An 11,926-nucleotide genomic window follows, 5' to 3' on the forward strand; every position below is an offset into this window, starting at 1 on the left:
TGCTGCGAAGAGGCCGATGCAGGCTACCTCAAAGCCAGTAGGTCACCGCCCACCACCCCAGCCCACCCATCACTACGGTATAGGGCAAGGCCATCCACACCATTCGCCCATACGACAGCCGGATCAGCGGCGCAATCGCCGAAGTCAGCAGGAACAGGAACGCCGCCTGCCCATTCGGCGTCGCCACGCTCGGCAGGTTGGTGCCGGTGTTGATCGCCACCGCCAGCGTCTCGAAATGCTCACGGCTCATGTTGCCATTGAGGAACGCCTGCTTCACCTCGGTGATGTAGATGGTGGCAACGAACACGTTGTCGCTGATCGCCGACAGCAGGCCGTTGGCCAGGTACAGCATGCCCGGTTGCTGCTCCGCCGGCAGCGCCAGCACCCAGGCAATCAACGGGCTGAACAGTTGCTGCTGATGAATCACTGCCACCACGGCGAAGAACACCACCAGCAAAGCGGTGAACGGCATGGCGTCCTGGAAGGCACGGCCCAGGCGGTGTTCGTCGGTAATGCCGGTGAATGCCGTGATCAGCACGATCACCATCAGGCCGATCAGGCCGACCTCGGCAACGTGCAGCCCCAGGCAGACGATCAGGATCAGTGCGGCGAACCCTTGCACCCACAGTGCGATGCGCTGGGCAGTGGTGCGTGCAGCATCGTCCTCGGCGGCGTAGGCGGCCAGTACCTGACGCACCGGCTCGGGCATCAACGTGCCGTAGCCGAACAGGCGCAGCTTCTCCAGCAGCACGCAGGTCAGCAGGCCGGCGCCCAGCACCGGCAGTGACACCGGTGCCACCTTCAGGAAGAAATCGGCAAAGTGCCAGCCCATTTCGTGGCCGATCAGCAGGTTCTGCGGCTCGCCCACCAGCGTGCATACCCCGCCCAGGGCGGTACCCACCGCGCCATGCATCAGCAGGCTGCGCAGGAAGGCGCGGAACTGGTCGAGGTCTTCACGGTGCAACTGTGCGACCTGCTGGTCGCTGTCCAGCGCACTGTCTTCGCGCGGGTTGGCCCCGGAGGCAACGCGGTGGTACACCGCATAGAAACCGACCGCGGCGCTGATGATCACGGCGGTCACGGTCAGCGCATCGAGAAACGCCGAGAGGAATGCCGACAGCACGCAGAACAGCAACGCCAGGATCGCCTTCGAACGCACCCCCAGCAGGATGCGCGAGAACAGGAACAGCAGCAGTTCCTTCATGAAGTGGATGCCCGCGACCATGAACATCAGCAGCAGGATCACCGGGAAGTTGTGCTGCAGCTCTTCGTACAGGGCTTGCGGGGTAGTCATCTGCAACAGCAGGGCTTCGACCAACAGCAGGCCGCCAGGCATGAGCGGATAGCACTTCAGGGCCATGCCCAGGGTGAAGATGAATTCGAGCACCAGTGCCCAGCCAACAGCGACCGGGCCGACGGTCACCAGCAGCAGTGGGTTGAGCACCAGGAACAGGCAGATGACTGCCTTGTACCAAAGCGGCGACTGGCCCAGAAAGCTGTGGGCGAGGGCGCCGGTCAGGGAGCGCGACATGAATTTGTATCCTTATGATTCGGCGATGGCGCACGGTGCCGGATCAGCGCCTCTTAGGCAAGGCGTAAAGTCCCGTTTTTGGCACAAGTGCGGTCATCGGGCTGGGTTAACATCCGTGCCATGAACCCTTTATCCGCAGGAGTGCCGCCCGTGACCGAGTACAGCGCGTTCAAGGTCGAACTGACCAACAGCATCGCCCACGTTCAGATCAACCGCCCGGACAAGCGCAATGCGATGAACGCTGCCTTCTGGGAGGAGATCATCGACATCTTCCAGTGGGTCGACGACACCGATGCAGTGCGAGCGGTAGTGATCAGCGGTGCCGGCAAGCATTTTTCCGCCGGTATCGACCTGATGATGCTGGCTTCGCTGGCCGGGCAGATGGGCAAGGACGTGGGGCGTAACGCGCGCTTCCTGCGCAGCACCATCTTGCGCCTGCAGGCGTCGTTCAATGCCGTGGACAAATGCCGCAAGCCGGTACTGGCCGCGGTGCAGGGTTACTGCATTGGCGGCGCCATCGACCTCATCTCGGCTTGCGACATGCGCTACTGCAGCAGCGACGCGCAGTTCTCGATCAAGGAAATCGACATGGGCATGGCCGCCGATGTCGGCACACTGCAACGTTTGCCTCGTATCATCGGTGACGGCATGATGCGTGAGCTGGCTTTCACCGGGCGCAATGTCGAGGCAGAAGAGGCGCTGCGCATCGGCCTGGTCAACCGGGTTTATGATGATCAGGCCGCGCTGATGGACGGGGTCTTTGCCATCGCTGGCGAGATTGCCGCAAAATCGCCGATCGCCGTGGCCGGCACCAAGGAAATGCTCAGCTACATGCGTGACCATCGCATCGATGATGGCCTGGAGTACATCGCCACCTGGAACGCCGCGATGCTGCAGTCCGAAGACCTGCGCGTGGCGGTGGCGGCGCACATGAGCAAACAGAAACCGACGTTCGCCGACTGATCAGGCCGGGGGACGCGAAGTAAGGGAACCCCCGACATGTCAGCACGCTGGACTACCGCAGTACTCGACCCGCAGATCACCGGGGGGCTGGCCGTGGCCCGCAGCCCGGAAGGGTTCCTGGTGGACGACAACGGCGCGCTGTTCCCTCGCGACTGGCTCAAGCGCCAGGACCTCGACGTACTGTGCGAGCATGGCATCGGCCACTTCGACGGCCAGCCGGTGTTCCTGCTGGAGCTGCGCAGCGCTACCGAGGTGCCCGGCTGCGCCTGGCGCGGCCTGCGTGCATTCATGCTCGAGGGTGATTTCGACACCTACAAAGTGCTGGGCTATGCCGCGCAGATCGGCACCTGGGCCCGCGAGCACCGATTCTGCGGCAGCTGTGGCCAGGCGATGACGCAAATTCGCTGGGAACGGGCAATGTACTGCCAGCCGTGCGACCTGCGCAGCTACCCACGCATTTCGCCAAGCATGATCGTGCTGGTGACCCGTGGCGACGAAATCCTGCTGGCGCGTTCGCCACGCTTCGTCACCGGGGTGTACAGCACACTGGCAGGCTTTGCCGAGCCGGGCGAGTCGGCCGAGGACTGCCTGGTGCGCGAAGTGCGTGAAGAAGTGGCGGTGGAGGTGCAGAACATCCAGTACATCGGCAGCCAGTGCTGGCCGTTCCCCCACTCGATGATGCTGGGCTTTCACGCCGAATACGCTGGCGGCGAGATCGTCATGCAGCCGGACGAGATCGAGGACGCCAAGTGGTTCAGCGTTCACGACCTGCCGCCGCTGCCGGCCGGGCGGTCCATCGCCCGGTATCTGATCGACCTGTATGTTGCACGGCGGCTGGGCTGTGATATCCCTGCTTTCCCGTCCTAGCTGAAGTGAGAAATGTTCTCCGACTAGGCGCAGGGCGCAGGCAATGGTCATTCCATTGCCAAGTCCTGCAACGACGGCGGAGGACATTTCTCGCGCAGATAGGGCGGGAAAGCAGGGGTATCACAGCCCATCAGGCTTGGCCGAACCAGTGCTGCCACGCTAGGCGCACGGTCAGTGCCAGCACCACGGTGATGAACACTGGGCGGATGAACTTGCTGCCGCCACTGATCGCCGTGCGTGCGCCGAAGAAGGCGCCAACCATCACCGACAGGCCCATGCACAGGCCGACGATGTAGTCCACCTGCCCGGAAATGATGAACACCGTCAGCGCTGCGATGTTGCTGACGAAATTCATGCTGCGCGCCACGCCGCTGGCACGGACCAGGTCGATGGGGTAGAGCAGCAGGGTGCTGACCGTCCAGAACGCCCCGGTGCCCGGGCCGGCCACGCCGTCATAGAAGCCCAGGGTGAAGCCTTGCGGCATTTGCCACTTCTTCTTGATGGGTGCATCGGCATCGAGCGGCGCCTTGGGCGTGCCACCGAACAGCAGATAGACGCCACAGGCGAAGACGATTACCGGCAGCATTTTGTTCAGCCATTCGGCCGGCATGTAGTGGGCGATCACTGCACCGAGCAAAGCGCCGACCAAAGTGGCGAACAATGCCGGGCGCCACTGCGCCGGGTGGAACAGTTTGCGCCTGTAGTAGGTGAAGCTGGCGGTGGCCGAGCCGAAGGTAGAGCTGAGCTTGTTGGTGCCCAGTACCAGGTGCGGCGGCATGCCCGCGGTGAGTAGCGCGGGGGTGGTGAGCAAGCCGCCACCGCCGGCGATGGCATCGATGAAACCGGCGACGAAGGCGACCAGGGCCAGGATCAGCAGGGTGAGGGGTTCTACGGTGAGTTCGAAGGGCATGGGAGGCTTCAGGCTGGAGGGTCGGTTTGCGGCTAATGGAGAAATAAACGGGCATGATAATCCCACGTCCCTAAGGCTGACAGTGTTTCCGGCCGCTTACTTGTTTCAAACCAACCCTGCAGGGGTATCTAGGTACCACGTATCGCTGATCTGGCAGTTGTAGGGCGTGATGCCTCAGGTGACAACTGACTGCTCGAATTCATTGTAGTGGGTTCATGTGACGCCAAGTTGCTCAGTAGGGTTCTGTACTCAAGGATTTTTGCCTCTAGGGCTATGTAATTAAGCTGCTCGTCCATGTACAGGTATTTTTCGTAGTTAAAGTCATGAGTGATGGGGCCTTCAATGTTGCCATGCTTTAAGCGCCAGTTGCGGACTGCTGTATCCTTGAGATCGCTGAGCATGGCATCACCCTTCGGAAGCTTGTAAATCGCCTTGAGGGTTTTTATGGTTACGTTCTCGTCATCAATGACAGCGGAATACTTTTCGAGATTCGGATTCTCGGTAATTGCTTCCCTTGCTTTATTGATGTAATGGATTCTGGGTTTTACAAACTTATCCTTTACGTTATTCCACATTGTCCTGGCGCGACGTAACATATGCCCTGAAGGGTCGTGATGGTTCACGGGGTCTCCCAAGCAATAGGCGTAGGCGTTATGTGTGTGTTTCTTAAACGGGCTGAAGCTGTCCGCTGAGTAAAATCGCGCCAGCCTAGTACTAAAGGCACGATAGCCGTTGCCAAGGAGGTAGCAGTTTGTGACGCTATCGGAGCGTTGTCCGGTGAAGCCCATCATATGAGCTGTGGAGCTGTATCCGTAAGCGGTGTAGGCCAGGTTGTGAATGCCTTCGCGATGAGAACGGTTGATTATGGAACTCTGAGAGTCTGCCGCCAGTAGTAGTGTCTCTGTCGAGCGTTGCGCTAGAGAAAGGTTTGAGATTGAAAAGACTGTGACGGAACGATCGCTGCCGATCTCCAAAGACAGTTGGCCATTCTTGTAGAATAAACGCTGCTTCCAGTTCTGTGCCATGGTCAGCCTGCTGGTGCGAGAAGTACTGAATTTAAATTACCTTCATGCAAAATAGACAGGCGCGCAACTGGCAGTTTTGCCAGTTGCATACACTCATGAAATAAGTATGTTGACAGTGCCGGCCCTTTCGCGGGCTCGCCCGCTCCCACAGGTTATATGTATATCTCAAGACCTATGCAGTACCTGTGGGAGCGGGCGTGCCCGCGAAGAGGCCGGTGCAGGCGACTACATCAGCTACGTATGAACGCCAGCAAATCCGCATTGATCACATCGGCATGGGTGGTCGGCATGCCATGCGGGTAGCCTTTGTAAGTCTTCAACGCGCCATTGGGCAGCAGCTTCGCCGACAGCACTCCGGAGTTCTCATACGGCACGATCTGGTCATCATCGCCGTGCATCACCAGCACAGGTTGCTGGATGCCCTTCAGGTCCTCGGTAAAATCGGTCTGGGAAAATGCCACGATGCCATCGTAATGGGCCTTGGCGCTGCCGATCATGCCCTGGCGCCACCAGTTACCAATGATGCCCTCACTCGCTTCTACACCAGGGCGGTTGTAGCCGTAGAACGGCCCGGCTGGCACATCCCGGTAGAACTGCGCGCGGTTGCTGGCGACCTGGGCCTGGAAGCCGTCGAACACTGATTTGGGCAAGCCGCCGGGATTACCGGGGGTCTGCACCATCAGTGGCGGTACGGCGGCGATCAGCACGGCCTTGGCCACCTTGTCTTCAGGGTGCCGGGCCATGTAGCGCACCACTTCACCGCCACCGGTCGAGTGGCCGACATGCACGGCGCCCTGGATGCCCAGGTGAGCGACGACCGCCGCCACATCGTCGGCGTAATGGTCCATGTCGTGGCCGTCCCATACCTGACTGGAGCGGCCATGGCCGCGGCGGTCGTGGGCGACCACGCGGTAACCATGGGCGAGGAAGAACAGCAACTGGGCATCCCAGTCGTCGGCGCTGAGCGGCCAGCCGTGATGGAAGTGGATAACCGGTGCATCGCGCGGGCCCCAGTCCTTGTAGAAGATCTGCACGCCGTCCTTTGTAGTTACATAGCTCATGGTCGGGTCTCCTGTGTACAGGAAGCGAAGGGAGCTATTGAGAATAGGAGGTATTTTGCCTGGTACTGGAATTTGTGATTTTGCACCGGAGCTTCAGACCTACGCAGCCCTTTGTGGGAGCGGCCTTGTGTCGCGAAAGGGCTGCAAAGCAGCCCCAGCAATTTGTGTGTCAGTACTGAATTTCTTGGGGCCGCTTTGCGGCCCTTTCGCGACACAAGGCCCCTCCCACAAGGAAGGGGCGTCAACCGATCAGACGCGGTCGCGCATCCGGTACCAGGCCTTGGCTGCAGCTTCCAGCGGTGCTGCCAGCAGGTCGCCGCCGGGGAAGCGGCCGTTGTCGATGCCTTGGTACAGCGCCAGCAGGTCGTCGTCGCCAAGAATGGCATCGCTTACCGCCCGCGCCGCCGCCAGTGTAGGTAGCACGCCATGGCCCGAGAACCCCTGCAGCCAGTAGCGCTGGCCCTCGCGACCGACATCCGGGGTGCGCTGGATGCTGCAGTCGATATGGCCGCCCCAGGCATAGTCGATGGCCACCCCGGCCAGCTGCGGGAACACCCGCTCCAGGTAGGGGCGGGTGGCGCTTGCGACGTCCTTGGGAATACCGCCCAGATAGGTGCAGCCGCCGCCGAACAGCAGGCGATGGTCCGGGGTGAGGCGGAAATAGTCGGGCACGAACTGGTTGTCGATCACGCAACTGTTGCGCGGCAGTAGCGACTGGGCGAAGTCGGCATCCAGCGGTGCGGTGGCTACCTGATAGGAGCCAACCGGCAATAGGCGGCGCGACAGGTTGCGGTCGAGGCGGTCGATGTAGGCGTTGCAGGCCAGCACCAGCACGTGGCAGCGTACTTCGCCGCGGTCGGTACGGGCCACATAGCCGTCGCCGGCTTTCTGGTAGTTGAGCACCTGGCTCTGTTCGTAGATCCGCCCGCCAGCCGCCTCGATGGTGCTGGCCAGCCCCTGAGCCAGCTTGAGCGGGTTGAGATGGGCGCCTTTGGCGTCGTATAGCGCGGCCTGGTAGCGCGGGCTGTCGATCCATTGAGGCAGCTCGTCGCGGCCGATCAGGCGCAGGGCGTCGTAGCCCCATTTGTGTTCGGCCTCATGCAGGGCTTCTTCCAGCATCTTTACCCGGCGCGGCAGTACGGCGGTCCACAGGCTGCCCAGCCGGTAGTCGATGTCGAAGCCGTGGCGCTCGGGCAGTTCGCGCATTTCATCGGCGGCCCAGCACATGCTGGCCCACAGGCGTTGGGTGCGTTCGGTGCCCAAGGCCTTTTCCAGCGGCGGCATGTCGCACGACCAGCCGAGCAGTGCCTGGCCGCCGTTGCGGCCGGACGCGGCCCAGGCCACGCGGCTGGCTTCCAGCAGCGTTACACGCTTGCCGGCCTGGGTCAGGCGCAAGGCGGTGTGCAGACCGCTGAAGCCGGCGCCGATGATCAGGACCTCGGTGTCGTGGCTGCCTTGCAGGGTAGGGTGCAGGGGAATGCTGGCGGGGTAGGTCTGGGCGTAGTAGCTGGCGACGTGCTGGGCGGATTGTTTGAACATGCAGGAGTCTCATGAAAATTCTTGTGTTTATTTTCATGAAAACTTAGCAGGTAAATTTCATGGCGCCAATGCATTGGCCGGGTTTGTGGCTTACCTCGGGTTGTTGTTTTCCTGTCCTGGCCCTTTCGCGGGTACACCCGCTCCCACAGAGTCATCAACGGTCTCGAGGTCGGCGCTGTAACTGTGGGAGCGGGTTTACCCGCGAAGGGGCCTGACCTGAGAGTGCAAAATCTTCAGGTTGTCGCCTTTTTTCGAGGCTGTCTTGGCTTGCCTGCGGCCGCTTTGCCTTTCCCGCCACCCCGACGCTTTTTCTTCCACGGCGGCGCAGCCCCGGCTGCCGGCCCGCTGATGGTCATGCGCATGCCGCTGCACCGTTCGACCAGCTTGCCCATCCATGCCGACTGCCGGGCGACGAACTCTTCCAGCGTCATCTCGCCACTCTGCACCATGTCCAGCGCCTGCTCCCAGATAGCTGTGGTACCAGGGTCGGCAATGGCGCGAGGTACGGCGTCGATCAGGCTGAAGGCCGCAGGGGTGGCGGATAGCGCCTTGCCGTTCTTCACCAGGTAGCCGCGGTCAAGCAGGCCCTGGATGATGCTGGCGCGGGTGGCTTCGGTGCCGATACCGGTGGTTTCCTTGAGCTTCTGCTTCAGCCGCGGGTCGTCCACCAGCTTGGCCACGTTCTTCATTGCCTTGATCAGGTCGCCTTCGGTAAACGGCTTGGGCGGCTGGGTCCACAGGTCTTTCAATTGCAGGCCCTGCACCGTGCAGTCCTGGCCTTCGCGCAGCGCCGGCAACACCTGGGCCGGTGGTGCTTCGCGGCCCTTGGCCGGGGTCAGCGCCTCGGGCAGCGCACGGCGCCAGCCGGGTTCGACAATCTGCTTGCCTACGGCACGCAGGGCATGGCCGGCGCAGTCGAAGTCGGCCTGGGTGCGGTCGTACTCATGGTTGGGCAGGAACTGCGCCAGGTAGCGGGCGCGGATCAGGGTGTACACCGCCTTGTGCTTGGCCGGCAGGCGCGACGGGTCGCTGGCGGCGGCAGTGGGGATGATGCCGTGGTGGGCGCTGACCTTGGCGTCGTTCCACGCCCGTGAGCGGCGTTGCGGCTCCAGGTAGGGCTGCAGCGGCGCAAGGCTGGCATCGGAACGTTGCAGGGCGGCGAGGATGGCTGGCGCTTCGGCGTGCTGGCTTTGCGGCAGGTAGCCGCAGTCGCTGCGCGGGTAGGTGATCAGCTTGTGGGTTTCGTACAGGGCCTGGGCGATGTCGAGGGTTTCCTGGGCGCCGAGGCCGAACTTTTTCGAGCACAGCTCCTGCAGGGTGCCAAGGTCGAAGGGCAGGGGTGCCGCTTCACGCACGCGTTCGGTGGTAACCTTCACGGCCCGGGCACTACCCGCATTGCCGATGTCGGCGGCAGCCTGCTGCGCCAGGGCCTGGTTCAGGCAGCGGCCCTGGTCGTCGCAGGCGTCCTCGGGGGCGCGCCACTGGGCGTTGAAGCCAAAGCCTGCGTGTTCGAGCTGCACGTCGATGGCCCAGAACGGTACCGGCACAAAGTCGGCGATGCTGCGGTCGCGGTCGACCACCAGGCGCAAGGTGGGCGTTTGCACCCGGCCCACCGGCAGCACGCCCTGATACCCCGACTGGCGGCCCAGCAGGGTGAACAGCCGGCTCATGTTCATGCCGATCAGCCAGTCTGCGCGCGAACGGCCCAGCGCCGAGTGGTACAGGTTGAAGGTTTCGTGGCCCGGCAGCAGCCGCGCCAGGGCCTTGCGAATGGAGGCATCGTCCAGTGCCGACAGCCACAGGCGCTGCACCGGGCCGCGGTAGCGGCAATGCTCGACCAGTTCGCGGGCGATCATTTCGCCTTCGCGGTCGGCGTCGGTGGCGATCACCAGTTCGCGTGCTTCGCCGAGCAGGCGCTTGACTGCCTTGAACTGGCTGGCGGTCTTGGGCTTGACCAGCATTTTCCACTTTTCCGGGATGATCGGCAGGTCGGCCAGGTTCCAGCGCTTGTAGCGTTCGTCGTAGCTGTCGGGCGGGGCGGTTTCCAGCAGGTGGCCGATGCACCAGGTCACGCAGACGTCGGTGCCTTGCCAGCAGCCATCGCCCTTGCGGTTGGCGCCGAGCACTTTGGCGATGTCTTTTGCCTGGGAGGGTTTTTCGCAGAGGAACAGGCGCATGGCCGGGGACGCTTCATCGGGGGTGATGGGCGATAGGATGCGCAAGCGAAGGCGCGGAGGCAAGTTTTATCTGGATGGATGTACAGGTTTTTTGTCAGAGGGGATGTCTTGGCTGTGCCGGCCTCTTCGCGGGTGAACCCGCTCCCACAGGCTCCCCACAATCTTCAGAATTTGTGGGGGGCCTGTGCGAAGGTCGTGGATCAGGCGCGCGAGTCGCGCACCATGTCCACGTGCGGGATGCCGGCTTCGAGGAACTCTTCGCTGACTACGCGAAAGCCCAGCCGCTCGTAGAACGGCGTGGCGTGCACCTGGGCACTGAGCATCTGCTGCTTCAGGTCGCGGTTCTGTGCTTCGACAATCACCGCGTTCATCAGCGCGTCACCCACCTTCAGCCCGCGCCAGTCCTTCAGCACCGAGACCCGGCCGATGGTGCCGTCAGGCAGCAGGCGCGCTGTGCCGATCGGGTAGTCGCCTTCCAGGGCCAGGAAGTGCGCGGCGGTCGGGTCATCCGAATCCCACTCCAGTTCTGGTGGAACGTGCTGTTCGGCAATGAACACCGCTTCGCGGATGCGGCGGATGTCGGCGTTGTCCTTGTGCCAGTCGGCGAGGCGCACACGAATCTTATTCATTGGCGAATCCCAGGCTTCCTTGTTTGACCAGCTGCTGTACCAGCATAAGGCCATCTTCATCCTGCAGCCATTCGCCCAGGTTGTCGATGTGCAGGGCGTCGGCCGCGCAAACCAGCTTCAGCAGCTCGCGCAGTTTGCCCGGCAGTGGGCAGCTGCGGCCGCTGGCGAACAGCAGCAGGTCTTGTTCGAACTCCGACCAGGCCAGGCGCGCGCTCGGGTTGCGGATCAGGATGGCGCCTTGTTCCAGGGCATCGATCAGCTCTTCCTCGGACAGCTCTTCACCGACGATCTGCTCGGGGTAGCGCGGCTCGGTCATGAACTGGCCGAACCAGGTCAGCAGCAGGTCCTTGTCGCCCATGTGCTTGTCGAGCAGCGCCTTGAGGCGGTCGAGGGCGTCGTGCTGGATCTGGTGCGGGTCACTGACCGGCTGGGCGTCGGCGTCGCTGTAGCGTTCTTCATCGGGCAGGAACTGGCCGAGGAAATCGGTGAAGTGGGTCAGCACTTCGGCGGCGCTTGGCGCGCGGAAGCCTACCGAGTAGGTCAAGCAGTCATCCACGGCCACGCCGTAGTGGGCCAGGCGTGGTGGCAGGTAGAGCATGTCGCCCGGCTCCAGGGTCCACTCATCGCTCTGCTCGAAATCGGCGAGGATGCGCAGGTCGGCGTGCTCCAGCAGCGAGCTGTCGCTGCTGCACATCTGGCCGATTTTCCAGTTGCGCTGGCCGTGGCCCTGCAGCAGGAACACGTCGTAGTTGTCAAAGTGCGGGCCGACACTGCCACCAGGGGCAGCGAAGCTGATCATCACGTCATCGATGCGCCAGCTGGGCAGGAAGCGGAAGTTTTCCAGCAGTTCGGCTACTTCCGGGACGAACTGGTCCACGGCCTGCACCAGCAGGGTCCAGTCCTTTTCCGACAGCTCGGCGAAGGTGTCTTCGGTGAACGGGCCGCGGCGCAGTTCCCACGGGTGCGCGCCATGCTCGAGCACGATACGCGACTCTACTTCCTCTTCCAGGGTCAGGCCGGCCAGCTCGTCGGGGTCGATCGGGCTGATGAAGTCCGGGAATGCCTGGCGCACCAGCAGTGGCTTCTTCTGCCAGTAGTCGCGCATGAATTCGCGGGCCGAGATGCCGCCGAGCAGCTGCAGTGGAGTATCAGGATTCATGTTCAACCTATTGAAAAAATGTAATTTTCGTCCGGGAATAAAAACGCCCGGCCAGGCCGGGCGTT

Annotated in this window: 10 protein-coding genes; 2 read left to right on the forward strand and 8 right to left on the reverse strand. The window is 62.5% G+C overall.

Translation table 11 applies throughout. The annotated features are described in order from the left end of the window. Positions 1–28: 28 nt before the first annotated feature. Positions 29–1,531 carry a sodium/proton antiporter NhaB gene (gene nhaB, locus WM94_RS10555; RefSeq protein ID WP_061551146.1) on the reverse strand — a complete coding sequence of 501 codons (1,503 nt, stop codon included), beginning with the start codon at positions 1,529–1,531 and terminating at the stop codon, positions 29–31. Between the two features lie 150 nt (positions 1,532–1,681). Here nhaB and WM94_RS10560 point away from each other — a divergent pair, with 150 nt between their 5' ends. Both WM94_RS10560 and nudC read left to right on the forward strand, forming a co-directional pair. Beyond that, complete coding sequence (locus tag WM94_RS10560) at positions 1,682–2,494, forward strand: crotonase/enoyl-CoA hydratase family protein (protein ID WP_013973305.1); 813 nt, start codon at positions 1,682–1,684, stop codon at positions 2,492–2,494. 36 nt (positions 2,495–2,530) lie between these two features. Further along, positions 2,531–3,361, forward strand: a complete 831-nt coding sequence (gene nudC / locus WM94_RS10565) for an NAD(+) diphosphatase (RefSeq protein WP_061551147.1) — start codon at positions 2,531–2,533, stop codon at positions 3,359–3,361. Between the two features lie 130 nt (positions 3,362–3,491). On the opposite strand, the gene WM94_RS10570 is transcribed toward nudC, so the two are convergent. The 7 genes from WM94_RS10570 to WM94_RS10600 all read right to left on the reverse strand — a co-directional run bounded on the left by WM94_RS10570 (position 3,492) and on the right by WM94_RS10600 (position 11,861). After that, positions 3,492–4,271, reverse strand: a complete 780-nt coding sequence (locus WM94_RS10570; RefSeq protein ID WP_039613166.1) for a TSUP family transporter — start codon at positions 4,269–4,271, stop codon at positions 3,492–3,494. A 128-nt stretch (positions 4,272–4,399) separates the two neighbouring features. Continuing rightward, entirely contained in the window at positions 4,400–5,296 is an 897-nt protein-coding gene (locus WM94_RS10575; RefSeq protein ID WP_061551148.1) for an RHS repeat-associated core domain-containing protein, read from the reverse strand. A 230-nt stretch (positions 5,297–5,526) separates the two neighbouring features. Then, on the reverse strand, positions 5,527–6,357 hold the full coding sequence (locus tag WM94_RS10580) for an alpha/beta fold hydrolase (RefSeq protein ID WP_039613168.1): 831 nt from the start codon (positions 6,355–6,357) through the stop codon (positions 5,527–5,529). Positions 6,358–6,606: 249 nt separating this feature from the next. Next, positions 6,607–7,896, reverse strand: coding sequence for an FAD-binding oxidoreductase (locus WM94_RS10585; protein WP_061551149.1), 1,290 nt, complete (start codon positions 7,894–7,896; stop codon positions 6,607–6,609). A 233-nt stretch (positions 7,897–8,129) separates the two neighbouring features. Continuing rightward, positions 8,130–10,073 (reverse strand): DNA topoisomerase III, encoded by a 1,944-nt coding sequence (locus WM94_RS10590; protein ID WP_061551150.1) that lies wholly within the window; start codon positions 10,071–10,073, stop codon positions 8,130–8,132. A gap of 200 nt (positions 10,074–10,273) precedes the next feature. After that, positions 10,274–10,702, reverse strand: a complete 429-nt coding sequence (locus tag WM94_RS10595; protein ID WP_003258855.1) for a GNAT family N-acetyltransferase — start codon at positions 10,700–10,702, stop codon at positions 10,274–10,276. Beyond that, positions 10,695–11,861 carry a cupin domain-containing protein gene (locus WM94_RS10600; protein ID WP_061551151.1) on the reverse strand — a complete coding sequence of 389 codons (1,167 nt, stop codon included), beginning with the start codon at positions 11,859–11,861 and terminating at the stop codon, positions 10,695–10,697. The genes WM94_RS10595 and WM94_RS10600 overlap by 8 nt, the downstream gene beginning before the upstream one ends. Positions 11,862–11,926 lie beyond the last annotated feature (65 nt).

The organism is Pseudomonas sp. ABFPK (assembly GCF_001586765.1).
In the GTDB taxonomy this organism is placed as follows: domain Bacteria; phylum Pseudomonadota; class Gammaproteobacteria; order Pseudomonadales; family Pseudomonadaceae; genus Aquipseudomonas; species Aquipseudomonas asiatica.

What these genes read in the sequence shown, in the direction of transcription:
- WM94_RS10570 (WP_039613166.1), bottom strand. Translation starts at nt 4,271, where the DNA reads ATGCCCTTCGAACTCACCGTAGAACCCCTCACCCTGCTGATCCTGGCC.
- WM94_RS10600 (WP_061551151.1), bottom strand. Translation starts at nt 11,861, where the DNA reads ATGAATCCTGATACTCCACTGCAGCTGCTCGGCGGCATCTCGGCCCGC.
- WM94_RS10585 (WP_061551149.1), bottom strand. Translation starts at nt 7,896, where the DNA reads ATGTTCAAACAATCCGCCCAGCACGTCGCCAGCTACTACGCCCAGACC.
- WM94_RS10590 (WP_061551150.1), bottom strand. Translation starts at nt 10,073, where the DNA reads ATGCGCCTGTTCCTCTGCGAAAAACCCTCCCAGGCAAAAGACATCGCC.
- nhaB (WP_061551146.1), bottom strand. Translation starts at nt 1,531, where the DNA reads ATGTCGCGCTCCCTGACCGGCGCCCTCGCCCACAGCTTTCTGGGCCAG.
- WM94_RS10580 (WP_039613168.1), bottom strand. Translation starts at nt 6,357, where the DNA reads ATGAGCTATGTAACTACAAAGGACGGCGTGCAGATCTTCTACAAGGAC.
- nudC (WP_061551147.1), top strand. Translation starts at nt 2,531, where the DNA reads ATGTCAGCACGCTGGACTACCGCAGTACTCGACCCGCAGATCACCGGG.
- WM94_RS10575 (WP_061551148.1), bottom strand. Translation starts at nt 5,296, where the DNA reads ATGGCACAGAACTGGAAGCAGCGTTTATTCTACAAGAATGGCCAACTG.
- WM94_RS10595 (WP_003258855.1), bottom strand. Translation starts at nt 10,702, where the DNA reads ATGAATAAGATTCGTGTGCGCCTCGCCGACTGGCACAAGGACAACGCC.